Raw genomic sequence first — 25,935 nt, 5'->3', positions numbered from 1 at the left:
CCGCGCTGGCGGCGGTGATCGGACATCGCATCGACGTCCATGGTTCGGCTTCGCGCCCCTGGGATGCTAGGACACCGCTTTCCCCACCGCAACAACGTCCCGGTCCCTTGCGCCCACCCGGCTGACTTGGTCGACTCGTCGGATGGCTGAGCACATGGGCCCCGAGGAGTTCCGCCGCGCCGGGCACGCGGTGGTCGACTGGATCGCGGACTACTGGGCCACCCTCGGGCAGCGCCCGGTGACCTCGCAGGACCCGCCCGGCGCGCTGGCCGCCGCGCTGCCGGCCGGGCCGACCGCGCACGGCGAGCCGGTCGCCGCGCTGCTGGCCGACCTGGACGCGCTGGTCGCGCCCCGGCTGACCCACTGGCAGCACCCGGGCTTCTTCGGCTACTTCCCCGCCAACACCTCCGGCCCCAGCGTCCTGGGCGACCTGGTCAGCTCGGGGCTGGGGGTGCAGGGCATGCTCTGGGCCTCCGCGCCGGCCTGCACCGAGCTGGAGACGGTGATGCTGGACTGGCTGGCGGGGCTGCTCGGCCTGCCCGAGCGGTTCCGCTCCACCGGTCCCGGCGGCGGGGTGATCCAGGACTCGGCGTCGTCGGCGACGCTGGTGGCCACCCTCGCCGCGCTGCACCGGGCCAGCGGGGGCCGCTGGCGACAGGTGGGCGTCGACCGCCGCTACCGGGCGTACACCTCCACCGAGGGGCACTCGTCGATCGAGAAGGCGGCCCGCATCGCGGGGCTGGGCCGCGACGGGGTGCGGGTTGTCGCCGCCGACCCGCAGACCCTCGCCATGGACCCCGACGCGCTGCGGGCGGCGATCCGGGCCGACGTCGCGGCCGGCGACGTGCCGGCGATCGTGGTGGCCACGATCGGCACCACCTCCACCACCGCCGTCGACCCCGTGCCGCAGATCGGGGCGATCTGCGCGGAGTACGGCGTCTGGCTGCACGTCGACGCCGCGTACGCGGGCGCGGCGGCGGTCTGCCCGGAGCTGCGCTGGTCGCACGCCGGCCTGGAGTACGCCGACTCGTACTGCTTCGACCCGCACAAGTGGCTGCTCACCGGCTTCGACTGCGACGCGTTCTGGGTGGCCGACTCGGCGGAGCTGGTGGAGGCGTTGACGGTGCTGCCGGAGTTCCTGCGCAACGCGGCGAGCGACTCCGGGGCGGTCGTCGACTACCGGGACTGGCAGGTGCCGCTGGGCCGCCGGTTCCGTGCCCTGAAGCTGTGGTTCGTGCTGCGCTGGTACGGGGTGGAGGGGCTACGGGCGCACGTCCGCTCGCACGTGGCGCTCGCCGACCGGTTCGCCGCCCGGGTCCGCGCCGACGACCGGTTCGTCCTCGCCGCGCCGCACCCGTTCTCGCTGGTCTGTTTCCGCCTCGCCGCCGGCGACGAGGCGAGCGCCGGGCTGCTGGAGCGGGTCAACGCCACCGGCCGGGTGTTCCTCACCCACACCCGGGTCGCCGGCCGGTTCACCCTGCGCCTGGCGATCGGCTCGCCGCTGACCACGCAGGCCCACGTGGACGACGCCTGGGAGCTGGTCGCGTCGGCGGCGGGGTGAGCGGTCAGCCGGCCACCGGGGCGGCGGCGGGCTCGTCGGGGGCGGGCTGGTCGGGGGTCGACTGAGCCGGCTGAGCCGTGGCGGGCTGGTCGGCGAGGGCCGCCTCGACCGTGGCGCGGGCGCGGCGGGTGCGGCGCAGCGCGCGGACGGCCAACACGACGGCGGCGATCCAGCCGGCCGCCAGCAACGCGTAGACCGTCCACTGGGCGCCGCCGGGCAGCCCGCCAGCGCGCACCAGGGTGCGGGCGTTGGTGAGCACGATGACGCCGCCGATGACGGCGCCGAGCAGCTGGGCGGGGACGATGCGGACCAGCCAGGCGGCGATCGGTGCGGCGATGAGGCCGCCGATGAGCAGCGCGGCGACGGTCGGCAGCAGGAAGCCCTCGGTGCCGAGGCCGATCAGGAAGCCGGCGCTGGCCGCGCCCGCGACGACGAACTCGGAGGTGTCGACCGAGCCGATGACCTTGCGGGGTTCCATCCGGCCGGAGACCAGCAGCGCCGGGGTGGCGACCGGGCCCCACCCGCCGCCGCCGGTGGCGTCGACGAAGCCGGCGACCAGGCCGAGCGGGCCGAGGAAGCGGGCGCGCAGCGGCCCGGCGGCGCGGCTGGCGCGCAGCGGCCGGGAGAAGCGCACCAGCAGGTACGCGCCGAGGGTGAACAGGATCGCGGCCATCCAGGGCGCCGCGGCCTCGGTGGAGATCGAGCTGAGGAAGGTGGCGCCGGCGAACGCGCCCACCGCGCCGGGCAGCGCGATGCGGGCGACCACCCGCCAGTCGACGTTGCCGAACCGCCAGTGGGCCACCCCGGCGGCGAGCGTGGTGCCGATCTCGGCGAGGTGCACCGACGCCGACGCGGCGGCCGGGGCGACCCCGGCCACCAGCAGCAGGGTCGACGAGGTCAACCCGTAGGCCATGCCGAGCGAGCCGTCGACCAGTTGCGCGACGAGCCCGACGAGGGCGAGGACCAACAGCTTGCGCACGAGCGCCCCCTGACTTTTCGGCATCTCCTATCGACTTGGTCGACAATGCGGCACGAGACGGCCTCGGGTCAAGTCCCTATCGGTTAAATGTCGGGACGCTTGCGGCGGGTGGGGTTGCGGGTCAGCTCCAGGCGCCCGGGTCGGCGGCCAGTTCGCTGACCCGCTCGGGCAGGGTGCCGTTGGCCACGTCGGCGACGGTGACCAGTTCGAGGATCTCCCGCTCGCTGGCCCGCAGGGCGATCCACACGTCCTGCAACGCGCGGGCGGCCCCCCGGTAGCCGAGCTGCTCCGGGCGCTGCCCGCGCACGTGCGCCAGCGGCCCGTCGATCACCCGGATCACCTCGGCGAGGGAGATCTCGGCGGCGGGCCGGGCCAGCCAGTAGCCGCCCTCGGGGCCACGCTGGGCGTGCACGATGCCGCCCCGGCGCAGCTGCAACAGGATGCTCTCCAGGAACTTGGGCGGGATCTCCTGGGACTTGGCGATCTGCTCGGCGGTCACCGGGCGGGACCGCGCGGCCCCCGCACCGTCGGCGACCGCCGCCAGCTCGGCAGCCGCGCGGAGGGCGTAGTCGACCCGGGCGGAGAGACGCATGCCGGTCAGGTTAGTCGCCCGCCCGACCGGCCGGGCTGCCGGCCCTCAGCCGAACGGGGGAACCGGGCCCGCCGGGGCTGTCCCACGGGCCGGGCCGCCGACCGACCGGCCGGGCTCCACGCTGGCGCGGGCGTGGCACCATACCGGTGTCGACGGATCGACGCCGGCCGCCGGGGTCACCCCGCGGTCGGGACCGCCAGGGGCGATGGGGGCAGCAACAGCGATGCCGGAGACCACTCCGCTCGGCCCACGGGACCCGGATCGGGCCGGCCCCTACGAGCTGCTCGGCCGGCTCGGCTCGGGCGGCCAGGGCGTGGTCTACCTGGGCCGCGACCGGCAGGGCCGGCTGGTCGCCGTCAAGATGCTCGACCTCTCCGCGCCACCCGACCCGCGCGCCCGGGCCCGGTTCGCCAAGGAGATCGACGCCGCCCGCCGGGTCGCGCCGTTCTGCACCGCGCAGATCATCTTCGCCGACGTCGACGACGACCCGCCGTACGTGGTGAGCGAGTACATCGAGGGCCCGACCCTGCACCGGTACGTCCACGAGCGGGGCCCGGTCGCCGACAACGTGCTGCACCGGCTGGCCGTGGGCACCGCCACCGCGCTCACCGCGATCCACCAGGCCGGCGTGGTGCACTGCGACCTCAAGCCGGACAACGTGGTCCTCGGCGCGGACGGCCCCCGGGTGATCGACTTCGGCATCGCCCGGGCGCTCGACGTCACCGGCACGGTGACCGGCGGGGTCATGGGCACCGCCGCGTACATGGCGCCGGAGCGGTTCCGCGACGACGAGGTGGGCCCCGCCAGTGACGTGTTCGCCTGGGCCGCCACCGTCGCGTACGCGGCGACGGGCCGCCCGCCGTTCGGCACCGGGGCGGTCGCGGCGGTGCTGCACCGGGTGCTGCACGACCCGCCGGACCTGACCGGCTTCTCCGGCCCGCTGGCGGAGCTGGTCGCCGAATGCCTGGCCAAGGACCACCGGGCCCGGCCGCCGGCCGAACAGGTCCTGCTGCGGCTGCTGGGGCACGGCCCGCGCGGCGGCGCGCCCGTGCCGATCCGGGCGGCCCTGCAGCAGGGCACCGACGCGGCGGCCACCCAGCCGGTCCCCCGCCAGCCGGCGGCGCCCGCCCCGACGGCCTGGCAGCCACCGCCCCCGACGGCGTGGCAGGCACCGCCCGCGACGGCGTGGCAGCCGGTCCAGCCGCCGGGTGGGCCCGCGGCGGCGTACCCGCCGGTGGCGCACGGGGTGCGGCCCGAGCGCTGGCCGCGGCGGCTGCGCCGGGAGGCCACCGACGCGTGGGGCGTCTCGGCGGCGATCTTCCTCGGCGCGACCGGCGGCGCCGTGGGGTACGTCGCGTCCACCGCCGTGGGCACCGCCGCCGGCGTCGGGGCGGTCACGTTCGTCGTGGTCTACGGCGTGCGCCTGCTGCTCGCCACGGCGCTGCCGCCGGCCGCCCCGCCTGGGGAGGGCACCGGCGCGACGCCGATGTCCCCGCCCGACCCGCACCCCTGGAGGAGCCGATGACCGCCGGCCAGCGTTCCGCCCGGCCGTGGCTACCGTACACCGTGGCCGTCGTCGCCGGGCTCGCGGTCATCGCCGCGGCGTACGTGATCGTGCGGCCGGCCCCCGGCCCGGACCGCTCCGGGTGCGTGGCGCTGGAGGTGAACTCCTCGACGGAGAAGGCCGACCTGGTCGCCCAGCTAGCCGCCCGGTACAACGCCGCCGATCGGCGCTTCGGCGGGCGCTGCGCCGAGGTGACCGTGCACGGGCTCAACTCGGGCAAGGCGATGGAGGCCCTGGCGGCGGGGAACTGGTCCGGCCGGCAGCCGGGCGTCCCGGCTCCGCAGGTGTGGCTGCCCACGTCGTCGCTGTGGACGGGCCGGCTGCGGCTGCTCGACGAGCAGGCGGGCCGGGCGGCGCAGACCCCCGACCGGTACCCGTCGATCGCCAACAGCCCGCTGGTCATCGCGATGCCCCTGGAGAAGGGCGAGCTGGTGCGCCAGCGCGGCAAGCTCGGCTGGGCGGACGTCCTCGGGCTCTCCGGCGACGCCGGCTGGGCGGCCTTCGGGCGGCCCGAGTGGGGCCGGTTCACCTTCGGCAAGGACAACCCGAACCTGTCCACGTCGGGGCTGGCGGCCACCATCGCCACCTACTACGCGGCGGTGCGGCGTTCCAGCGACCTGACGAAGGCCGACCTGGCGAAGCCCGCGGTGACCCAGTTCGTGCGCCGGATCGAGGCGAACGTCTCGCACTACAGCGACGACTCGGTGGACCTGCTGCGCGACCTCGCCGAGGCGGACCTGGGTGGGGCCGCTGCGGGCGCGGCCGGGGACGCGCGGGCCCGGGACATGAGCGCGGTCGTGGTCCAGGAGGAGCTGGTCTACCAGTACAACGAGGGGCAGCTCAGCCCCACCCCGGGGCAGAAGCCGCGGGTGCCGCTGGTGGCGGTGCACCCGAGCGAGGGCACGTTCAACCTCGACCACCCGTACGTCGTGCTGCCCTCGGCCGATGCGGCGCAGCAGGCGGCGGCCCAGGACTTCCTGGCCTTCCTCCAGGACGACCCGCAGCAGCGCAGCTTCGCCGACCTCGGCTTCCGCGACCACGAGCGGCGGGCGTCGGACGCGCTGGTCGCCGCCGTCCGGGGCGGCACGGACGGGCAGCTGACCTACTTCGACCCGCCGGCGCCCGAGGTGGTCGACGCGATCCTGCGCGGCTGGGGCACGCTGCGCAAGAAGGCGAACATCCTGCTCGCCGTGGACACCTCCGGCTCGATGAACGCCAAGGTGGGCAGCCGCACCCGGTTCCAGGTGGCCACCACCGCCGTCGACCGGGGCGTCGGCCTGCTCAACTCCGCCGACCGGGTGGCGCTGTGGTCGTTCTCGTCGGAGACGCCGCAGCGGCCGGGGAAGCCGTACAGCGAGGAGGTCCGGCTGGGCCCGTACGACCGGGCCGCGTTCGCGCGCCGGCTCACCGGGCTGCGGGTGGGCGGCAACACCGCGTTGTACGCGACGGTCCGCGCCGCGCACCGCCGGCTGCTCGCCGACTACGACCCCGACCGGATCAACGCGGTGGTGGTGCTCACCGACGGCAAGAACGAGTATCCGAAGGACAACGACCTCGGCCGGCTGCTCGCCGACATCGAGCTGGACCCGGACCGGCCGGTGAAGGTCTTCTGCGTGGCGTTCGACCGGGAGTCCGACCTGGCCGCGCTGGACCGGATCGCCGGGGCCAGCGCCGGCAAGGCGTTCGACGCCACCGACCCGGCGACGATCGACGAGGCGTTCGTGAAGCTGGTCAGCAGCTTCTGAGGCCGGCGGCCGGGGCCTCCCCGGTCAGCCGCCGCCTCTGTTCAGCCGCCGACGCGGCGCAGCAGGCCCTCCTGCACGGCGCTGGCGATGTGCCGGCCGTCGGTGGTGAACATCCGGCCGGTGGCCAGCCCGCGGGCGCCGGAGGCCGACGGGCTCCAGCAGTCGTAGAGGAACCACTCGTCGGCCCGGAACGGCCGGTGGAACCACAGGGCGTGGTCGAGGCTCGCGCCGACCACGCCGCCGGGGCCCCAGACCTCGCCGTGCACCGACAGCACCGAGTCCAGCAGGGTCAGGTCGGAGGCGTACGTCAGGGCGCAGGCGTGCAGCAGCGGGTCGTCGGGGAGCTTGCCGTCGATGCGCATCCACACCCGCTGGTGGGGGTCGGCGGGGCGGTCGCCGGGGCGGACCCAGCCGGGCTCGCCGACGTAGCGCACGTCGATGGGGCGGGGGATCTGCCCCCAGATGCCGAGCCGCTCGGGGTAGCGGGCGAGGCGGTCGCTCATGGTGGGCACGTCGTCGGGGGCCGGCACGTCGGGCGGGGTGGGGGCGTGGTGGTCGAGCCCCTCCTCCTCGTGCCGCTGGAACGACGCCGACATGAAGAAGATCGGCTTGTCGTGCTGGAGCGCCACCGACCGGCGTACGGAGAACGACCGGCCGTCGCGGACGTTCTCCACCTGGTATGCGATCGGCTCGGCCGGGTCGCCGGGGCGGACGAAGTAGCCGTGCAGGGAGTGGACGAACCGTTCGGGGGCGACCGTGCGGCCGGCGGCGACCAGGGCCTGACCGGCGACCTGACCCCCGTACACCCGTTGCGGGCCGACCGGGGGGCTCATCCCCCGGAAGGCCATCGCGCCGGTGTGTTCGAGGTCGAGGACCTCCAGCAGCTGGTCGACGGCCGCCTGGCCGACGGTCGCCCCGTCGGTCACTGCAACGCCCGCGCGGAGGCCGCGTCGACCAGCGAGCCGAGCTGGTGCACGCGCAGGGTGTTGGTGGAGCCGGGGGTGCCCGGCGGGCTGCCGGCGACGATGACCACGTAGTCGCCGGGGTTGGCCCGGTCGAGGCCGAGCAGCGCCTGGTCGACCTGGCGGAACATGTCGTCGGTGTGCTCGACGAACGGCATCAGGAACGTCTCGACGCCCCAGCAGAGGGCGAGCTGGCTGCGCACCTCGGGCACCGGGGTGAACGCCCACAGCGGGAGGTCGCAGTGCAGCCGGCTGAGCCGCTTGACGGTGTCGCCGGTCTGCGAGAAGGCGACGAGGGCCTTCGCGCCGATGGCCCGGGCGATCGACGACGCGGCGACGGTGAGCGCCCCGCCGTGGGTGCGCGGGTCGTGCTGGAGCCGGGGCACCCCGATCGAGCCGGCCTCGGTCGTCGTGATGATCTTGGCCATGGTGCTGACCGTGAGCACCGGGTACTTGCCGACGCTGGTCTCGCCCGAGAGCATGACCGCGTCCGCGCCGTCGAGCACCGCGTTGGCCACGTCGGACGCCTCGGCGCGGGTCGGCCGCGAATTCTCGATCATGGAGTCGAGCATCTGGGTGGCCACGATGACCGGCTTGGCGTTCTCCCGGCACAGCTGCACGGCGCGCTTCTGCACCAGGGGGACCTGGTCCAGCGGCAGCTCGACGCCGAGGTCGCCACGGGCGACCATGACGCCGTCGAAGGCCAGCACGATCGCCTCCAGGTGGTCGACCGCCTCCGGCTTCTCGACCTTGGCCAGCACCGGGCGGCGGACGCCCTCCTCGTCCATGATGTTGTGGACGAGCTTGATGTCCTCCGCCGAGCGGACGAAGGACAACGCGATCATGTCGACGCCCAGGCCGAGGGCGAAGCGCAGGTCCTCGGCGTCCTTGTCCGACAGGGCCGGGACGCTGACCGCCACGTTGGGCAGCGAGACGCCCTTGTTGTTGGAGACCGGGCCGCCCTCGGTGACCAGGCAGCGGATGTCGTTGCCGACGACCTCGCTGACCTCGACGGCCACCCGACCGTCGTCGATGAGCAGCCGGTCGCCGGCCTTCACCTCCTGCGGCAGCTTGCGGTAGGTGCAGGAGACCCGCTCCTTCGTGCCGAGGATGTCGTCCCCGGTGATCACGACCGAGTCGCCGGTGCGCCACTCGTGCGGGCCGTCGGCGAACCGGCCGAGCCGGATCTTCGGACCCTGGAGGTCGGCGAGCACGGCCACCGGCCGGCCGGCGGCGTCGGCGGCCTCGCGGACGAGTCGGTAGACCGCCTCGTGGTCCGCGTGGCTGCCGTGGCTGAAGTTGAGTCTCGCCACGTTCATGCCCGCTTCGACGAGCCCCCGGATTCGCTCCGGTGACGAGGTGGCGGGACCAAGGGTGCAGACGATCTTCGCGCGGCGTGTCACGCCCATCAGGCTAGTCTCTCCTCCGGGTCGGTCTGCGGGCCGACCCCTTTCGGACTGCGGAACAGTTTCCGACGACGCGTCACGCCCGCGCAGCAAAACGGACGGAACCGCACCGGAAGCATCGTCCGGAGTCGTCGTGTGTCGGCGGGCATCGGCGACCGCGCGCCGGGAATCCTACCGCCCGGTGTCACCTCCCATGGGCACGCTCCCCGCCGCCGTGGCCGACGCTAGCAGCGCGCGGCCGGTGACCGCCGTCACGATCGCGACAGCGGCCGGCCCGGGGCGCCGTTCAGCTCTGCGTGCGGGCGAGGGGGAACTCCACCGAGCCGGCCGGGCAGAGGAACGTCATCACGTCGACGGCGTAGAGCCCCGCCTGCACCGCCGGGTCGGCCTCCATGACGCTGCGCACGTCGTCCACGGAGCCGGTGCGGGCCAGGCCGAAGCCGATCGGTGGGTCGGGCTCGCGCCCGGGGCCGTCGATCGACCCGGCGACCAGGACGATCCCCCGCCGCTGCAACGCGCGCATGTGCTCGGTGTGCTCGGCCTGCAACCGCTGGACCGTCTCGGCGGGCAGGGCCCGCCCGGACGGGCCCGGGTAGAGCACGATGCACTCGTACGTGTCGAGCGCGAAGTCGACCTGCGGCATCCCGGTCACGGCGTCCCCTCCCGCGCTGCCGGCCCACGCCCCGCCCGCGGACCCGCCCCGGCCAGCCTCGCACGCGCCGGCCCACCGCCGGGGCCGCTCGGCGCAACTGCCCCGGTCGACAGCCGCGAGATCACCCCGGGGCGGCGGGTCGGGCCCGCTGGTACGGTCCGAGGAGATGGCAAAGGCGCCGGGGGCAGCGAGCGGGGGCCGTGGGGGGACGACGTCCCCACCCGTCGGGCCGCCGCACCACGACGCGCCCCGACGGGCCGCCGCACCGGACCGGCGGGCGGACGACGCGCACCGGCGAACCGACGCGCACTGGCGGGCCGTCTTCGCCGCCGCCGGGGAGACGGGCGCCCGCGTCGCCGGCCACGACTGGGCGGCCACCCCGCTGGGCCCCGTGCACACCTGGCCACAGAGCCTGCGCACCGCCGTGGCCAGCTGCCTGCGCTTCCCCGCGCCCATGATGCTGTGCTGGGGCGAGAAGCTGGTGGTGCTGCACAACGACGCGTACCTGCCGGTGCTGGGCGACGCCGGGCCCACGGCGCTCGGCCGACCGGGCGCGGAGGTCTGGCCGGGCGCGTGGGACGTGCTGGGCCCGGCGCTGCGTGACGTGCTGGCCGGAGCGGCAGTCACCCGCTCGGAGCAACGGACGCCGCCGGACGGCGCGGGCAGCGCCGGGAGGCGGCGGCTCACCTTCTGCCACAGCCCGGTCATCGACGAGTCGGGCACGCCCGGCGGGGTCCTCACGACGGTCACCGCGAACACGCCGGTCAGCGGACGCCCGGCGGTGCCGTCGCCCCGGCCAGCCGGCGCCGAGCCGCCGCCCGACGCCCCGGTGGCCGGGGAGCGCGGCGACCGCAGGCGCGCGCTGCGGCAGGCGGAGGCGTTCGCCCGGCTGGCGGGCGCGTTGAGCTTCGCCCGGGGCCGGGCGGGGATCGTGGACGTGGTCTACCGCACCGTCCCGACGCTGCTCGGGGCCAGCGGGCTGCGCGTGGCGACGGCCGACCCGGGCGCGGTCGTGGTGGCGGTGACCGGCGACGGCGGGCCCGGCCGGCTGGACCTGGCCGACGACGACCCACTGGCCCGCGCGGTCCGGCACAACGTGCCGGTCGACGTGGCCGCCGGGGCGGGCGCGGACGGCGGCGTCGCCCTCCCGCTGCGCTACGCCGACGGCGGCGCGCTCGGCGCGCTGGACGCGCGCTGGGCCCGCCCGGTGGCCGCCGACGAGGAGCCGCGCACGCTGCTGGACGCGGTCGCCGGGCTGGTCAGCCAGGCGTTGCAGCGGGCCGAGCTGACCGGGTCGGCGCAGTTGATGGCCGACTTCGCCGCACGGCTCAGCGCCACCCGCTCCACCGCGGAGGCGATCGAGGTCGTCCTCGCCGGAGCGCCGGTCGTGCTCGGGGCGCGGCTGCCGGGGCTGGCGGTGCCCGGCCGGGGGCGTCGGCTGCGGCTGTGGGCCGGCGGGGACGTGCCGGCGGGGCTGCGCGCCGCGTACGACGGGATGACGGTCGACGACCCGCGTCCGCTGGCCACCGCGCTGCGCACCGGGGAGCGGGTGGTGCTCCACGACCGGACCGAGTTCGCCGACCGGTTCCCGGGCGGCCCCGACATGGCGGGGGCGCACGGCCTGGTCACCACGGTCGCGCTGCCCCTGTTCGACGCCCAGCGCCGGCCGATCGCCGCGCTCGGGTTCGGCTGGCCCCGGCGACGCCCGCTGCACGAGAGCGACGTGGCCCTGCTGGACACCGTCGCCGACCTGTCCGAGCAGACCCTGGAACGGACCCGGCTGGCCGCCACCGAGCACGACCTGGTGACCCGGCTGGCCGGGCGGCTGCGCACCTCGGCGCGGGCCGCGCCGCCGACCCTGGACGTCGCCACCCGCTACCGGCCCGCGGTCACCGGCATGCACCTCGGCGGCGACTGGTTCGACCTGATCCGGCTCGACGGCGACCGGCTGGCCGTGGTCGTCGGCGACGTGGTCGGCCACCAGGTCGAGGCCGCCGCCGACATGGCGCAGCTGCGCACCGTCGTGAACACGCTGATCCGGCTCGGGGTGCCGCTGGGCGAGGTCTTCCCCCGGCTGACCGACCTGATCGGCGTCGGCTTCCTCGGCACCTGCCTGGCGCTGGTCGTCGACCCGGCCGCCGGTGAGGTGGCGGTGGCCCGGGTCGGCCACCCGCACCCGGTGCTGGCGCGTCCCGGCAGCGCCCCGGAGCCGGTCGAGACGGCCAGCTCGCTGCCGCTGGGCATGGTGCGGGAGCCGGTGGCGGTGACGACGGTGCCGTTCCGGCCCGGTGACCTGCTGGTGGCGTACACCGACGGGCTGGTGGAGCGGCGCGGGCGGACGTACGACGCGGGGCTCGCGGCGCTGTGCGGCGCGGTCGACGCGGCCCGCGACGCCCCGGTGGAGGCGGTCGCCGACGCGCTGCTGGACGGGCGGGCTGGCTCCGAGGACGACCAGGCGCTGGTGGTGCTGCGGCACGCCGGCCCACGGAGGCCCCTTCCCCCACAGTGATCAACCCACTACCTTCTGAGGGATTCTCGTAACCGGTGGTGAGTGAGGGATCGCGTGGAGGAGTTCGACTACGTCGTGGTGGGCGCGGGCGCGGCCGGATGCGTGCTGGCCCACCGGCTCAGCGCGGACCCGGCGACCCGGGTGCTGCTGGTCGAGGCCGGCGGGTGGGACCGCAGCCCGTTCGTGCGCATCCCCAAGGCGTTCAGCAGGCTGATGGACGACCGGCGCACCGCCTGGCACTACCCGGCCGAGGCGGCGCCGGGGCGGCGGGAGGTGTGGCAGCGCGGCCGGCTGGTCGGCGGGTCCAGCTCCGTCAACGGCATGGTCTACGGCCGGGGCGACCGCCTCGACTGGGACGGCCTGGAGCGCCTCGGCAACCCGGGCTGGGGGTGGGACACCATGCTGCCGATCTTCCGGCGGCTGGAGGACCATCCGCTGGGCGCGTCGCCCACGCGCGGGGCCGGCGGGCCGCTGCGGCTGTCGTCGGCGACCGGCACCGACGCGCTCTGCGAGGACGTGATCGCCGCCGGCCAGGCGCTGGGCTGGCGCCGGTCCGACGACCTCAACGCCACCGAGGACGAGCGGATCGGGTACGTCACGGCGACCATCCGCGACGGCCGTCGGGTCAGCGCCGCCGACGCGTTCCTGCACCCGGTGCGGGACCGGCCGAACCTGACCGTCGCGGTGGGCACGGCCGTGCGGCGGATCCTCGTGCGCGGCGGCCGGGCGGTCGGCGTACGGGCCGGCAGCGGCGGTCGCACCGTCGACTACGCGGCCTCGGCGGAGGTGATCCTCGCCGCCGGGGCGATCGCCAGCCCGCAACTGTTGCAGGTGTCGGGCATCGGGCCCGCCGACACGCTGCGCCGGGCCGGCGTCGACGTGCTGCTCGACCGGCCCCGGGTGGGCCTCGGGCTGCGCGAGCACCGGTCGGTGCCGGCGCAGTTCCGGCTGGTCGGCGACGGCGGTTACAACCACATGCTGGGCAGCCTGCTCGGGCAGGGCCTGGCCACGCTGCGGTACGCGCTGACCCGGCGGGGCCCGCTGAGCCTGCCGGTGCACGACGTGGGGGCGCACATCCGGTCCACGCCGCAGGTCGACCACCCGGACGCCCAGTTGCTGATCGCGCCGTTCTCGGCGGCCCCGCCCCGGCCGGGCCACGCGCTGGAGCTGGAGACCGAGGCGGGGATGATGGGGCTGTGCACGGTCACCCGGCCGGACAGCGAGGGCAGCCTCGCCATCTCCTCGGCCGACCCGGGCACGCCGCCGCGGATCGTGGCCAACTACTTCGCCACCTCGCACGACCGGCGGGTCCTCGTGGACGCGTTCCGCCGGATGCGGGAGCTGTTCGCCACCGCGCCGATCGCCGGGCGGATCGCCGCCGAGACGGTGCCCGGCCCGGCCGTGCGCGGCGACCGGGAGATCGTCGAGGCGGCGCTGGCGCTGGGCTACTGCGGCTACCACGCCGTCGGCACCTGCGGCATGGGCCCGTCCGACGAGCACGTCGTCGACGCCCGGCTGCGGGTACGCGGCGTCGACACGCTGCGGGTGGTGGACGCCTCGGTGCTGCCGGTGCTGGTGTCCGGGTACCTCAACGCGCCGGTGATGGCGCTGGCCTGGCGGGCGGCCGACCTGATCCTCGCCGACTGACTCCGGACGGGCGGGGTACGGGAGCACAATCGACCGGACGACACGCACAGGATTGGGGTTCGACTCATGGGTGACGACGCTGGCAGGCAGCCCGCGAAGGCCTCCGGCACCTACCGGATCGGCGGCGACCTCCAGGTCGACCGACTCGGCTACGGGGCGATGCAGCTCACCGGGCCGGGCGTGTGGGGCGACCCGAGGGACCCGGCGGAGGCGGTGCGGGTGCTGCGCCGGGCGTACGAGCTGGGCGTGACGTTCATCGACACCGCCGACTCGTACGGGCCGTTCGTCTCCGAGCTGCTGATCCGGCAGGCGCTGCACCCGTACGCCGACGACCTGGTCATCGCGACCAAGGCCGGGCTGACCCGCTCCGGGCCGGGCGACTGGCGGCCGGTGGGCCGGCCGGAGTACCTGCGCCAGCAGTGCGAGCTGAGCCTGCGCCACCTGGGCCTGGAGTCCATCGGGCTCTACCAGCTGCACCGCATCGACTCGTTGGTGCCGCTGGCCGACCAGCTCGGCGAGCTGGCGCTGCTCAAGCAGGAGGGCAAGATCCGGCACATCGGGCTGTCCGAGGTGACCGTCGCGCAGATCGAGCAGGCCCGCCAGATCACGCCGATCGTGTCGGTGCAGAACCTCTACAACCTGGCCGACCGCAGCGCCGAGGACGTGCTCGACCACTGCGAGCGCAACGACCTGGCGTTCATCCCGTGGTTCCCGATCGCCACCGGCAACCTGGCGAAGCCGGGCGGCCCGCTGGACGCGATCTCCACCGACCACGGCGCGACGCCCGCGCAGCTCGCGCTCGCCTGGCTGTTGCGGCGCTCGCCGGTCGTGCTCCCCATCCCGGGTACGTCGTCGGTGGCGCACCTGGAGGAGAACGTGGCCGCCGCGCAGGTGCAGCTCACCGACGACGAGTACGCGGCCCTCGCGAAGGCCGCCTGAGCCCACCGTCGTGGTCGGACGCGCCCGACGCCGGCGGGTCAGAGGGCGTAGCAGTCGGGGCGCACCGGGGAGTCGGTGAGCGCGCCCCGGACGACGGTGTACGTGGTGCCGTCGAGGACGAGGCCGAGGTGCCCGACGAGCCGCAGCGGGCACCACGACTGGATGAGCACGTTGGTGGCCCCGTCGGCGAGGGTCGCGTTGTCGACGGGCCGGACCAGCTCGTCCTGGAGGGTGCGCACGGCCGTCCAGCGCACGTCGCCCGGGGTGTCGTCGCCGTCGTTGAGGGCGGTGAGGAAGCTCGATCCGATGGCCATCTGCTGGCAGGCGACGATGCCGAGGCAGCTGCCGAGGCCGAGGAACTTGGCGATGTCGGCGACGTAGGTGCCGTAGTGCGGGGTGCCGAGGCTAACGTACCGGCCCACCTTGGTGCCGCCGCCGAGGTTGCGGATGAGGTAGCGGGAGACCAGGCCGCCCTCGGAGTGGGCGACGAGGTCGACGCGGGCCGCTCCGGTGGCGGCGCGCACCTGGTCGACGTACGCGGAGAAGGCCCGGGCGGAGTCGGCGATGTCGCCGAAGCCGAGGCCGGGGAGCTGGAAGATCGACACCCGGAAGCCGTCGGCGCGCAGCCGGGCGGCGAGCGGCTCGTAGCCGAGGGCGGGGGTGCTGAGCCCGGCGACGACGATGACGGGGTTGGCGGCAGCGGCGACCCGGGCGGCGGTGCTTGCGGGCCCGGCGGCCCGGGTCCCGGCCGGCGCGGCGGTGCTGGCGGGCCCGGCGGCCCGGGCTGCGGCGGCGGGCCCGCCCATGGTGGCGGCCTTGGCTGCGGCCGGGGAGGGTCCGGCCAGCACGGCGGCGGCGGTGGCGGTGGACGCGGCGAGGACGGCGAGGATCGTTCGGAGCAGCATGGCTGCACCCTCCTGGTGGGGGTGTCCCGGCCGGGCCGGGCGGAGGCGAGGGGCGTTCCGATCGATCGTGGAAAGATGATGGGGCCGCCGATCCAGCGACGTCAATGGAAAGTTACGCGCGAGTAACAGGATGTCGCGCCCAGCGCGAATTCCGGCGACCCGGGCTCATGATCGACTCCATGTCGGGGAGGTGGCGGTATCCACGGCACCCGGATACCGCCACCTCCCCGACATGATCTTGTCGGCCCCGACCCGGCGGTCAGGCCGCCGCGTCGGGGCCGCCGCCGGACTCGATCGCCTCGCGGAGCGCCCGGGTGGCCTGGTCGATGAGCTTCGTGGCGTCCGTGCGGCCGTTGAACTGGATCTCCACCTCGGACTCCCCCGCCTGCACCCGGACGCTCACCTCGGTGCGCTGCTGGTCGACCCAGCTCTGCAACAGGTGGAACAGCCCCGGCAGCAGCGCCTGCGCCACCACCGCGATGATCACCGCGTCGCTGAACCCGGGCCGCCCGCCGGACCGGCCGCCCCCGGCGTCGCGCACCCCGGCGCGGAACTCCGGGCGCTGGTGGATCCAGGTCAGCAGCGGCACCCGGGGAGGCCGGGCGGCGCGCGGCGTCAGCACCAGCCGCACCGGCTGCCGCGCCCCCGCCGACGCCCCCGTCGAGGTCTCCGTCACGTGGCGGCTCTCCTTCACTCGCCGCTGGGCAGGAAGGTGATCCTGCCGTCGACCACCGACAGGACGCCCTCGACGCCGAACGAGTCGTCGTCGCTGAACGGGGTGGCTCCGAAGTAGCCGTCGGTGGTGCCGGTCGCCAGCACCGCCCCCTGCGCGTCGTACGGGGTCGACACCCGGGCCGTGGCGGGGCCGGTCAGCTCCACCGCGATCCGCGGGTACTCGGTGATCTTCCAGGCGATCTTCTTCACCGCGCTGCCGTTGTAGTAGCGGAAGGGGCAGCCCGCCGGGGCGGCCACCTTCTGCGCCGCGCAGGCGTCCAGGTGCCGGCGCACCTCCGCCTCGGCCGCCTCCCGCGCGCCCGGGGCCAGCACCGGCTCCAGCCGCACCTGACCCGCGCTGTCCATCCCGGGGACGACTGCGACGGCCTGCGCCGGGGTCTCCGCGAGCACCGTGCTCTGCCCGCCGACCGTGTAGACGCCGGGCAGCAGCGCGAGGGTGTCCCCCTCCGGGGGCGTCTCGACCGGCACCCCGTTGACCGTCAGGCCCGCCTGCCCACCGGGGACGCCCAGCGTGACCGGCCCGCCGACGAGCCGCCACCCGTGGAACAGGCCCAGGGTCGCCGACTCCTCCCGGCGCAGCGACAGCTCGGCCGGCACCCGCTGGCCGGCGAGGGTGAACTCCACCTTCGCCGTGGCCTCGTCGTCGTCCCGGTCGACCGAGAGCACGTCGACGTCGTCGGGCGGCTGGTAGCCCTTCGCCTCGACCAGCGCGGCGAGCCGGTCGACGTCGCCGGCCGCCGACCGCGCGTCGGGGGTCAGCAGCTCCAGGGCCGCCCGGGCGTCGTGGTCGGCCAGCGCCGAGAAGTAGCCGTCGACGGCCTGCGCCGGGCGGAACAGGGCCCACTGCGTCACCCCGAGCAGAATGCCGCCGAAGGCACAGGCCAGGGCCAGCGCGCCGGCGACCAGCATCGCCCGTGGGGAGGCGACCGCCCCCGGCCGCCCGAACAGACCCTCGGCGGTCACCGGGGCGGCGACGACGCCGTCGGCAGCCGCCGGGGTGAGCGCCTCCAGCCGGTCCAGCCGCAGCTCGGACGCCGGGTGCGTGGCGCAGACCGCCTCGTCCCAGCCGCTGCGCCCGGTCTCGAACGACTTGCGCCGCTCCAGCATGTCCCGCAGGCCCTGGGCGTGGCCGGCGAGCACGGCGCCCGCGTCGGCCCGGTACTCGGCGGCCCGCACGTCGCGGGAGTGCAGCGGCAGCACCACGTACTTCATGGTGAGCAGCACGGGCCAGAAGAAGACGAACACCACGAAGTTGGTCGCCGGGTGCGGGAAGGTCCGCATCAGCCACGTCGGCACGGCGTGCACCAGCACCAGAGGCAGCGCCACGCCACGGACGAACGCGCTGGTCACCTCGTCGCCGGTGCGCCAGTGCACCAGTTCGTGGCTGAGCAGCGCCGCGATGTTCTCGTTCGGTTCGTCGAGCAGACCGGTGGTGACGACCACGTGCCGGGCGTACGCGCGGGCGTTGGTGAGCACCGGGTCGTCCTCGATGAGCAGCCGGGGCACGGTGGGCAGGCCGAGGGCGTGCGCGCAGTCGTACAGGATGGGTTGCAGCCGTTCGGCCTCGCGGCGGCTGAGCCGGCGTGCGCCCGAGATGGCCAGCAGGCGCGGCTCCCACATGACCCGGTAGAGGGTGTAGAGCACGCCGATCAGCGCGGCGGCGCCCACCATCCCGGCCAGGCCGGTGAACAGGTTCGCCGGCTCGTCGAACGCCTCGCGCCAGGGCAGCGCCAGCACGAGCAGGGAGCCGGCGAGGAAGCCGAACGCGACGCCCACGAAGCTGCCGAGCACCCCGCCGGAGCGGTCGAGGAAGGCGTCGAGCAGCGAGCCGACCAGCGGGGCGTCCCGCACCGGCTCCGGCAGCACCTCGCCGAGGTTGCCGCCCCCGTTGATGATGCCGGCCACGCCGAACACGATCGCGCCGCCCACCCCGAGGAACAACGCGGCGGGCACGTAGAACCAGGTGGCCAGGAACGCGCCCAGCACCCCGCGCCAGTCACGCACCACCCCGGCGCGCAGCCAGACCAGCACGCTCGGATATCCGGGAGGCCGGGCGGCGAAGCGCTGCGCGAGGCGGGACGCGCCCTCGCCGGTGGACGCGGGATCGGCGGGCGTTGCGGAATCGGCCGGTGTGTCGGCTGCGGCAGGTCTGACCTGCGGTTCAGGGTCCGGGTCGCGCACGGCGGCTCCTCGACTCAACCGCCACCGGGAGAGGGTGGCGAATGGGAACGGATAAGGGCACGGCGTTTCGGACGGGCGGCTCGGCCGACCGTCGGAGGAATTGCGCAGGTACGATAAATGCCACCGATCCCATCCACGGGAGTCGACGACGACGCTGCACGTTACCCGTCCACAGTGGATCTCGCCAGCGGAATTCCGACAATGGCTCATGACTCCAGTCAGGGTGGGCGGCAATGGAATTCACAGGAGGTGAAGACCACTCGCCATTTCTGAGGCAGGCATCGACACTCCCCATCGTGGACGACGCCGTACGACGCAACCGCTGCTGCGCGCCGCACCGACGGTGGTGCACCTGCAGAGCGGCCACGGCCTCGACGACGTGGCCATCGTCGAGGCCGGCGCGCGTACGGTGATCGGGGTCGACTACAGCGCGGTGACGACCGGCGCGGCGAACCGGCGCGCCGCCGCACTGGGGCTGGCCTGCCGGTACGTGGTGGCCGAACTCCCCGGCGCTCCACTGCGCGACGGCTGCGCGGACCTGGTCTACACGGGCAAGGGCGCGCTGATCTGGATGCGGGACCTGGCTGCCTGGGCGCGCGACGTCGCCCGGCCTGCTGCGGCCGGCGGGTCACCTGTTCGTGTACGAGGCGCACCCGGCGGCCGCCCTGTGGAGCTGGGACGCCGACGAGCCCCGGATCCGGGCCGACCGGAGTTACTTCGGTGATTGCTTCGTCAACGACACGTTCCCGGGGAACGGGGCGATGGAATGGCAGTGGACCCTCGGGGAAATCGTCAACGCGGTGCTCGCTGCCGGCCTGGAACCGCTGCACCTGGCCGAACACCCCGAACCGTTCTGGCGGCCGGGCGGAGTCACGGCGGCGGCCTGGACGGGGCGGCTGCCGAACGCGTTCTCCCTGCTCGCCCGCAGCCCGGCAGGCTGCACGAAGATCGACCGGCGCGCGACCGCGTCGCCCCGCGCGTCGAGTTGATACCCGTCGAGCCAGGTCCAGCCGTGGTAGGTGATCCGGTCGGCGTGCACCCGGATCAGCCGAAAGAAGATCGGCTGGACGAACTGCGGGCTCGCCGCCCGGGTCACGTACAGCAGCGTCCCCGCCCGCAGCAGGCTTCTGTCGGCGCATAGGGAGCTGAGTCATCGGCGACATCACGCGTGGCGCTCACGGCTTCCCATCCGCTCCGCCGCACGCGCAGACGTACCGCCACCGAATCCACGACCACACGGGCTTGTGCCGACAGACCAGGGTCAGAGCGGTGGCGAGCAGGTACTCCTTGTAGGACACTCGTCGTGGCATACGGCCACCTTTGCGGCAGGCCAACCGGTCAATTGGCTACTGCCGATCGGACAGCGACGATCGCCCTATCGTCGGCGCATGGGTCGTGGCTCGGTGCTCCCGATGGGGCCCTACGAGACCGCAGAGCGCGTTGACGACGGCGAGGTGAAAGGTTCGACTGTCCGACGACGACACCCGCGAGTGATGGCCTCCGCGCCTCGCCGGAGCCGTTCCGGGGCCGCCGCGAGCACTCCGTACGGCCAGGAGTTGTCCCGGCCCGGACGCCGACCGGGTAGGCGGCGCGGCCCATCCCGCAAAGCCGCCTACCCGGCCTGTGAGCATGCCGAACGCGGGCGCGCTGTCACGGATCAGCTGGCGATCCGGCCCATCGCGCCGTAGCCGAGCTGCCGCGACGGCGTCTGGGCATCCACGTCCAGACCCGGGTCCGGACGCCAGTCCGCCATCAGGGTCACCCCCGGATCAACCAGTTCCATACCTTCGAACCAGGACGCGAACGTCGCCTTGTCCCGCACGTGGAGGGTCGCGCCGACCCCGGCTTGGTAGGCGGCGACCATCCGGTCTACCTGTGCTCTTGTTTCCGCGTCCACCGTGTCGGCGGTGAGGTGGGAGATCGCGAGGTAACTGCCAGGCGCCAGGGCGTCCCGGTACGCCGCGACGAGCCCCTTCGGATCATCCTCGTCGGGAACGAACACGAGCAGCCCACCCAGGATGATCCCCACCGGCTGAGACAAATCAATCAAATCGCGGATTGCCGGGTGTGCCCATACCTGCTCGGGGTGCCTCCCGTCGGCTTCCGCCATGGCGGCAAGCGGCTCCTTCGCAAGAATTTCCTCGCCGTGGATGACGGCCGACGGGTCGTTGTCCACATAAATCACCCGCGCGCGGGGGTTGAGGGCGTGCGCCACTTCGTGTGTATTGTTGGCCGTCGGCAGACCCGCCGCGATATCGATGAACTGCTCCACCCCCTGCGCCACCAGATATCGCACGGACCGGCGCAGCCACTCCCGGTTACCGCGAGCCAGCAGGTCGACGCTGGGCAGCGTCAGCTTGATGCGCTCCGCCTTCTGCCGGTCGATGGTGAAGTTGTAGAGTCCTCCCAGATAGTAATCGTAAATCCGTGCGATGTTGGCGTTTTCCACGTCAGCTACCGCTTTATCCAGGCGGTTGGCGATTGCCGTCATTCGAGCCCCTTCGGATTTTGCTACGGCGCGGGACCGGCTCGCCGGTCCGCCACATGATAATCCGACAACCATGGATATTGCGATGCCGTGTCCGCCATCGATTTGACCATGCGGACGCTCTTACGGCAGCCGCCGCTCGTGGCCGTCAGCCTGGAAAAGGCTCAATGATGACGGTTGCGGTGGTGGTTCACGAGGCCGGCGGTCGGCCGGCTCAGCCCTCGTCGCCCCCGCGCTGACCGGACGCTCGATCGGTGATCAGGCTGGAAGTCTTGCCTGCCGCCTTCCTGACCAGGTCGAAGGTCGCGTTGCCGAGGCACTTGGCGGCATCGACGCCCTCCGCTCCTGTCTTGAGCGCCTTGTCCGTCACTTCCATGGCCGCGTCCGGTCTCGACGCGCTCCGACCGGTCCTTGCCCGGCAGGTAGCAGCCCACGAAGCCCTGGAGGTGTTCGCGGCGCAACGGGTTCTGCTTGAGGGTGACATGCCGGGTGGCGCGCGAGGCGACGTGCTGCACGGAGTTGAGCTGCTCGACGGTGAACACGACAGGATATGAAGGAGTGCCCACATCCACCCACCCTGGGCGTATCGGGTATCCGACAGAAGTTCACAGATACTATCGACGATCTTCATCCGTTGATGGGTCAAGATTCTTCGCGATCACTGTGGACCGACACGACCGGGAGAGCCATGCGGGACAGCCTTCTCAGCACCGCCGACGAGGTGTTGGAGCGGCTCGAAGACGAGATCGCCTTCCTGGCGGAGGGCCTGGCCGGCGTGTCCGAACAGCTCACCTGCCTGACCACCGAGCTCGACGACCAGCTCGCCGAGGGCAGCCCCGAACAGGTCGGGCACACCCTCGACCGGGTCGCCGCGCTCCTGGGCGACCAGGCGCTCAGCGACCTGACGGCCCTGGCCGGGCTCGGCGCGATCCGCCACGGCCATCCCCCGCAACGGGACGACGACAGCGTCCACGCGATCCCCACGCTGCCCACCGAGGGAGTACCCGTCGCCACCGGGCGGGGCGACGCGGACGAGCGCTCGACCGACGAGCTGCGGGCCCTGGTCGCGTCCGCAGCGGACCACCTCCGGCGGCTGTCGGTCTTCGTCACCGACCGGTTCGACCTGGCCCGCGCGGCGGCGGAGCGCGGTGACGCCGACCGGGCGCTGGAGGAGCTGCGGCTGACCCGGGAGGCCGCCGGCAGCGCGCCCGTGAGCTACCAGCTCTGGCTGACCTGCCTGGCCGACCTGCCCGGCTGACCCCGCCCACCCGGGTGACGACCACCCGACCGGGACGCCCCTCGTCGTCGGTGTCGGCCACCGACCCACGAGCGGCGGCCCATGCCGACGACGTCGGGACGGGACGACCTCAGGGCGTCACGCTGCGCTGCCGCGACCGCCCGGCGGCCACACCCCGCGCAAGCCCTTTGCTCTGCACCCGGATACGCAACAGCCACGCACGGTAACCCACCAGCCCCGCCCGCACCGACTCGCTTGCGTCTATGTGTCGAGCCAGGCCACCGTGATGCGCATATGGGTGCAGAGCAAAGGGACAGCGGGAAGTCTGGCGGGGTCGCGGGGGCATCACGAAGGGTGACCTCGGGCCGGCGTCGCACACACGTCGCCGGCCACCTCACGGACGGTGGTCAGTCTGCGGCAGGCTCGGGGGCGGCGGCAACGGGTCGGACCCCCGCCGCCACGGCCCGCAGCTCCGACTCGGGCACCCGCTCCGGCTCGGCGCGCACGTCGACGGCCACCCCGGGCTCGACCAGCCGGAACGCCTCGCCGCCGCCGACGAGGCCGGTCACGTCGCCCTCGGTGAACTCGGTGAGCGGCCACGCCGCGGCGTCCCGCTCGTGATAGTCGGCGAGGAATTCACGCAGCGCGTCGAGCGTGCCCAGCCGGCTCCCGCGCAGGACGTGCACCCGCAGGTCGACCCGCCAGCCCTCCGCCACCTGCCGCTCCCACACCCGGGTGCGGAAGCGCACCCCCTCCCACTCGCTGGCGAAGTCGGACACCTCCCCGTCGACCCCCGCCGGCACGTACCCGATCATGAACCCGCCCAGGTCCTCGCTCATCGCCGCCTCCCCCTCGCCCGACCCGACCCCGCGCCGGAATCCTGGACACCTATCGTCCACAACGGACGACCACTGTCCAAGATCCCGGCGGCCACGGGACGACAAGGGGCGGCACAGTCAGCCCAGGAGCGCCACGAGGGCGTGGACGGCCGGGTTGGTGGTGAGGTGGGGCCAGGCGAGGCCGACGTCCACCGTGGGGGTCGGCGCGGTGAACCGGCGCAGCCGTACCCCCGGCACCTTCAGCGCCCGCGCGCGACCGGCGGGCACGGCCGCGATCACGTCGCCCTGCGCCACCGCGCGCAGCAACTGCTCGTCGTCGGGCTCCTGCCGGACCAGCCGGAAGCCGCCGCGCGGCCAGACCTGGGCGATGGTCCGGTCGAACATCCCGGGGCCGTTGTCGCGGGGCCACATGACGGCCGGCAGGTCCACCACCTCGGCCCGGCTGATCCGGCGGCGGCCGGTCGCCAGCGGATGCCCCGCCGGCAGGGCCAGCAGCAGTTCCTCGGTGTCGACGGTGCGGCACGCGAGCGCCGGCTCGTCGACCGGCGGGCGGACGAACGCCGCGTCGAGCCGGCCGGCGAGCAGCCCGGCGACGTTCGGCGCGGTCCAGGCGGTCTCGGCGACGACCTCCACGTCGGGATGGGCGGCGCGGAACCGGGCCACCAGGGCGTCCACCGGACCGCCGCGCGCCGACCGGGTGTACGCGAGCCGCAGCCGCCCGCCCCGGCCCCGCACCAGATCCCTGATGCGGGCGGTGCCGGCGTCGACGTCGGCGAGCAGCCGGGCGGTCTCGGCGGCCACCCGCTGCCCCACCTCGGTCAGCGTGCAGCCCCGGCTGGTGCGGTGCACCAGCGGCACGCCGAGCTGGCGTTCCAGGGCGCGGATCTGCTGGCTGAGCGCCGGCTGAGCGATGTGCAGGCGAGCGGCGGCCCGGGTGAAGTGCAGCTCCTCGGCGAGCACGGCGAAGTAGCGCAGCCGGCGCAGATCCGACCAGGCGTCCATCCCCGGATCATAAGCGCCGCTTATCGCCGCCTGCCCGGTCCGTCTTGGACGCCCGCCCGGACGGCCGGCCACGATCCGAACGACGACCGGAAGGAGCGGACGATGGCGGAGCGGATGGACGTGGTGGTGGTCGGCGGCGGGATCATCGGGCTGACCGCCGCCGTGACCCTGCAGGAGCGGGGCGCGCGGGTGACCGTGCTGGCGGCGGACGACCCGGCGGACACGGTATCGACGGTGGCCGCCGCCGTGTGGTACCCGACGCACACCGACGAGGATCCCCGGGTGCTGCGCTGGGCGAGCGAGACGCACGCGGAGCTGGGCCGCCAGGCGGGGGCGGGCGTGCCGGGGGTGGTGGCCCGGCCGACCCGGATGCTGCTGCGCCACCGCTACGGCGGCCCGCCGTGGTGGGCTGCGGCCACCGGGGACCTGGTGGCCGGGCCGGCCGAGCCGCCGTACACGGCGGTGCTGCGGTTCACCGCGCCGACGGTGGAGATGACGCCGTACCTGGGGTGGCTGGCCGGGCGCGTCACCGCCGGCGGGGGGCGGGTGCTGCGCCACCGGGTGCGGGACCTCGCCGAGGCGTTCGACGTCGCCCCGACGGTGGTCAACGCGACCGGGCTGGCCGCCGGCCGGCTCGCCGCCGACCCCGCCGTGCACCCGGTGCGCGGGCACCTGGTGCTGGTGGCCAACCCGGGGCTGACCACCTCGGTGCGGGACGAGGACGACCCGGCCGGGATCACCTACGTGCACCCGCGCCGGCACGACGTGGTGCTCGGCGGCACGTACCAGCCGGGGGTGTGGGACACCGGGCCCGACCCGGCGACGGCGGCGGCGATCCGGCGGCGGTGCGTGGCGCTCGTGCCGGAGCTGGCCGACGCGCCGGTGCTCGGCGAGCGGATCGGGTTGCGCCCGGCCCGGCACGGCGGCCCCCGGGTGGCGGTCGAGCCGGCGGGCCCCGCCGGGGGCCGGCTGGTGCACGCGTACGGGCACGGCGGCGCGGGGGTAACCCTGTCCTGGGGGTGCGCGGCCGAGGTGGCCCGCCTCGCCCTGGACGGCTGACCGGCGACGCGACCGGCGACCCGGGACCGGCGACCGGACCGGGACTGGGACTGGGACTGGGACCGCGGCTGCCGGACTCAGCCCAGCAGGCGGAACAGCACCAGGTAGCCGCAGTAGGCCAGCGGCATGAGCAGCACACAGGTCACGAAGCCGAGCGGCACGAACCGGGGCGGCGGCCCGTCCGCGCCCAGCGCCGGCCGCCCCCACCGGCCGAGCACCAAATAGCCGGCGACGAAGCAGAGCACGGGCAGCGCCCCGCAGGTCGCCACGTAGACGGCCCCCGGGCTGGCCACCACGCCCGCGACGCCCAGCAGCACCACCGCCAGCACGACGCCGGCCGCCGCGCACGCCGCGTACACGGCCAGGGCCCGCGCCAGCGGCGACCACGCCGGCAGCAGCGGCGGCCGCCGGCCGACGGCCTCCGTGAGGCCGATCAGCCGGTCGGTCTCGTCGGCGAGCCGCCGGGCCTCGGCCAGCTCCGTGCCCGGGTCGACGCCCCCGGCACGGGGCGCGGGCACCCCGGCCGCCGTCGGCACCGCCACCACCGCGCCGGTCGTCGTCGCACCCTGGGGGTACGCCCCGACACCCGGCCGCCCCGGCGCGGCGGCTGCGCCGCCGGTCCCCGCCGTCCCCGGCTCCGGCGACCCACCGGCCCTGCCGCCGGACGGCCCCGCCCCGGCCGCTGCCGCCGGGGTGGCGGCCGGCGACGCGGGGCGCTCGCCCGCCGTGGGTGCCGGCTCGGCGGTGACGCCGGCGGCCCGGCCGAGCTGGTCGAGGCGGTGGGACTGGGCGTCGAGGCGTCGGGTGAGCTGGTCCAGCGTCGCGCGCAGGGCCGAGCGGCGGCGGTCGGCGGCGACGGCGTCCCGGTCGGTCTCGCGGCGCTGGTCGGCGAGCTGCCGGGCCAGGGCGGCGTACTCGGCGAAGGTGGCCACG

At 74.8% G+C, this 25,935-nt stretch carries 22 protein-coding genes and 1 pseudogene; 9 read left to right on the top strand and 14 right to left on the bottom strand.

Annotated features, from left to right (window positions below):
- Positions 1-142: 142 nt before the first annotated feature.
- Positions 143-1,561 (top strand): pyridoxal-dependent decarboxylase, encoded by a 1,419-nt coding sequence (locus ACVMYR_RS17640; RefSeq protein WP_457122233.1) that lies wholly within the window; start codon positions 143-145, stop codon positions 1,559-1,561.
- Positions 1,562-1,565: 4 nt separating this feature from the next.
- On the opposite strand, the gene ACVMYR_RS17635 is transcribed toward ACVMYR_RS17640, so the two are convergent.
- Complete coding sequence (locus ACVMYR_RS17635; RefSeq protein WP_091278255.1) at positions 1,566-2,540, bottom strand: sulfite exporter TauE/SafE family protein; 975 nt, start codon at positions 2,538-2,540, stop codon at positions 1,566-1,568.
- 121 nt (positions 2,541-2,661) lie between these two features.
- Positions 2,662-3,132, bottom strand: coding sequence for an RrF2 family transcriptional regulator (locus ACVMYR_RS17630; RefSeq protein ID WP_043967425.1), 471 nt, complete (start codon positions 3,130-3,132; stop codon positions 2,662-2,664).
- 223 nt (positions 3,133-3,355) lie between these two features.
- Here ACVMYR_RS17630 and ACVMYR_RS17625 point away from each other — a divergent pair, with 223 nt between their 5' ends.
- Both ACVMYR_RS17625 and ACVMYR_RS17620 read left to right on the top strand, forming a co-directional pair.
- Positions 3,356-4,657, top strand: a complete 1,302-nt coding sequence (locus tag ACVMYR_RS17625) for a protein kinase domain-containing protein (protein ID WP_457122232.1) — start codon at positions 3,356-3,358, stop codon at positions 4,655-4,657.
- A complete protein-coding gene (locus tag ACVMYR_RS17620; protein WP_396787887.1) occupies positions 4,654-6,441 on the top strand; it encodes a vWA domain-containing protein in 1,788 nt (595 codons plus the stop codon). The genes ACVMYR_RS17625 and ACVMYR_RS17620 overlap by 4 nt, the downstream gene beginning before the upstream one ends.
- Before the next feature lie 41 nt (positions 6,442-6,482).
- Here the strand turns inward: ACVMYR_RS17620 and ACVMYR_RS17615 are convergent, their stop codons facing one another.
- From ACVMYR_RS17615 to ACVMYR_RS17605, 3 genes are all read right to left on the bottom strand, one after another.
- A complete protein-coding gene (locus tag ACVMYR_RS17615) occupies positions 6,483-7,367 on the bottom strand; it encodes an acyl-CoA thioesterase (protein ID WP_043967423.1) in 885 nt (294 codons plus the stop codon).
- Positions 7,364-8,812, bottom strand: a complete 1,449-nt coding sequence (gene pyk / locus ACVMYR_RS17610) for a pyruvate kinase (RefSeq protein WP_043967422.1) — start codon at positions 8,810-8,812, stop codon at positions 7,364-7,366. Before pyk ends, ACVMYR_RS17615 begins: the two co-directional genes overlap by 4 nt.
- A 283-nt stretch (positions 8,813-9,095) precedes the next feature.
- On the bottom strand, positions 9,096-9,452 hold the full coding sequence (locus ACVMYR_RS17605; RefSeq protein ID WP_043969319.1) for a YciI family protein: 357 nt from the start codon (positions 9,450-9,452) through the stop codon (positions 9,096-9,098).
- Positions 9,453-9,627: 175 nt separating this feature from the next.
- Between ACVMYR_RS17605 and ACVMYR_RS17600 the strand changes: the two genes are divergently transcribed.
- The 3 genes from ACVMYR_RS17600 to ACVMYR_RS17590 all read left to right on the top strand — a co-directional run bounded on the left by ACVMYR_RS17600 (position 9,628) and on the right by ACVMYR_RS17590 (position 14,556).
- The gene (locus ACVMYR_RS17600) at positions 9,628-11,970 is read left to right on the top strand and encodes a PP2C family protein-serine/threonine phosphatase (protein WP_457122231.1); all 2,343 of its coding nucleotides are present in this window, start codon (positions 9,628-9,630) and stop codon (positions 11,968-11,970) included.
- 54 nt (positions 11,971-12,024) lie between these two features.
- Entirely contained in the window at positions 12,025-13,617 is a 1,593-nt protein-coding gene (locus ACVMYR_RS17595; protein WP_457122303.1) for a GMC family oxidoreductase, read from the top strand.
- A 66-nt stretch (positions 13,618-13,683) separates the two neighbouring features.
- Positions 13,684-14,556: an aldo/keto reductase gene (locus ACVMYR_RS17590; RefSeq protein ID WP_077939111.1), complete on the top strand. Its 873-nt coding sequence runs from the start codon at positions 13,684-13,686 to the stop codon at positions 14,554-14,556.
- 38 nt (positions 14,557-14,594) lie between these two features.
- Here the strand turns inward: ACVMYR_RS17590 and ACVMYR_RS17585 are convergent, their stop codons facing one another.
- The 3 genes from ACVMYR_RS17585 to ACVMYR_RS17575 all read right to left on the bottom strand — a co-directional run bounded on the left by ACVMYR_RS17585 (position 14,595) and on the right by ACVMYR_RS17575 (position 18,377).
- Positions 14,595-15,461 carry an esterase/lipase family protein gene (locus ACVMYR_RS17585; RefSeq protein ID WP_457122230.1) on the bottom strand — a complete coding sequence of 289 codons (867 nt, stop codon included), beginning with the start codon at positions 15,459-15,461 and terminating at the stop codon, positions 14,595-14,597.
- A 259-nt stretch (positions 15,462-15,720) separates the two neighbouring features.
- Entirely contained in the window at positions 15,721-16,137 is a 417-nt protein-coding gene (locus ACVMYR_RS17580; protein ID WP_431895173.1) for an effector-associated constant component EACC1, read from the bottom strand.
- A gap of 14 nt (positions 16,138-16,151) precedes the next feature.
- Positions 16,152-18,377 carry a M48 family metalloprotease gene (locus tag ACVMYR_RS17575; RefSeq protein WP_457122229.1) on the bottom strand — a complete coding sequence of 742 codons (2,226 nt, stop codon included), beginning with the start codon at positions 18,375-18,377 and terminating at the stop codon, positions 16,152-16,154.
- A 343-nt stretch (positions 18,378-18,720) separates the two neighbouring features.
- Here ACVMYR_RS17575 and ACVMYR_RS17570 point away from each other — a divergent pair, with 343 nt between their 5' ends.
- Positions 18,721-19,101 carry a methyltransferase domain-containing protein gene (locus ACVMYR_RS17570; protein ID WP_457122228.1) on the top strand — a complete coding sequence of 127 codons (381 nt, stop codon included), beginning with the start codon at positions 18,721-18,723 and terminating at the stop codon, positions 19,099-19,101.
- A gap of 141 nt (positions 19,102-19,242) precedes the next feature.
- On the opposite strand, the pseudogene ACVMYR_RS17565 reads toward ACVMYR_RS17570, so the two are convergent.
- The 3 genes and pseudogenes from ACVMYR_RS17565 to ACVMYR_RS17555 all read right to left on the bottom strand — a co-directional run.
- Positions 19,243-19,500: pseudogene (locus tag ACVMYR_RS17565) on the bottom strand (hypothetical protein); the annotation flags it as partial.
- A gap of 534 nt (positions 19,501-20,034) precedes the next feature.
- On the bottom strand, positions 20,035-20,868 hold the full coding sequence (locus tag ACVMYR_RS17560) for an SAM-dependent methyltransferase (RefSeq protein ID WP_158229450.1): 834 nt from the start codon (positions 20,866-20,868) through the stop codon (positions 20,035-20,037).
- A 211-nt stretch (positions 20,869-21,079) separates the two neighbouring features.
- Complete coding sequence (locus ACVMYR_RS17555; protein ID WP_158229449.1) at positions 21,080-21,241, bottom strand: hypothetical protein; 162 nt, start codon at positions 21,239-21,241, stop codon at positions 21,080-21,082.
- A gap of 312 nt (positions 21,242-21,553) precedes the next feature.
- On the opposite strand from ACVMYR_RS17555, the gene ACVMYR_RS17550 reads away from it, so the two are divergent.
- Complete coding sequence (locus ACVMYR_RS17550) at positions 21,554-22,123, top strand: hypothetical protein (RefSeq protein ID WP_077939103.1); 570 nt, start codon at positions 21,554-21,556, stop codon at positions 22,121-22,123.
- Between the two features lie 386 nt (positions 22,124-22,509).
- On the opposite strand, the gene ACVMYR_RS17545 is transcribed toward ACVMYR_RS17550, so the two are convergent.
- Together ACVMYR_RS17545 and ACVMYR_RS17540 are read right to left on the bottom strand one after the other, a co-directional pair.
- Positions 22,510-22,941 (bottom strand): hypothetical protein, encoded by a 432-nt coding sequence (locus ACVMYR_RS17545; RefSeq protein WP_077939102.1) that lies wholly within the window; start codon positions 22,939-22,941, stop codon positions 22,510-22,512.
- 117 nt (positions 22,942-23,058) lie between these two features.
- Entirely contained in the window at positions 23,059-23,943 is an 885-nt protein-coding gene (locus tag ACVMYR_RS17540; RefSeq protein WP_228986826.1) for a LysR family transcriptional regulator, read from the bottom strand.
- 102 nt (positions 23,944-24,045) lie between these two features.
- Here ACVMYR_RS17540 and ACVMYR_RS17535 point away from each other — a divergent pair, with 102 nt between their 5' ends.
- Entirely contained in the window at positions 24,046-25,002 is a 957-nt protein-coding gene (locus tag ACVMYR_RS17535) for an FAD-dependent oxidoreductase (RefSeq protein ID WP_457122227.1), read from the top strand.
- 77 nt (positions 25,003-25,079) lie between these two features.
- Here the strand turns inward: ACVMYR_RS17535 and ACVMYR_RS17530 are convergent, their stop codons facing one another.
- On the bottom strand, positions 25,080-25,934 hold the full coding sequence (locus ACVMYR_RS17530) for a hypothetical protein (protein WP_457122226.1): 855 nt from the start codon (positions 25,932-25,934) through the stop codon (positions 25,080-25,082).
- Position 25,935 lies beyond the last annotated feature (1 nt).

The organism is Micromonospora sp. PTRAS2 (genome assembly GCF_054052245.1).
This window is presented reverse-complemented; position numbering and strand designations above follow the sequence as displayed.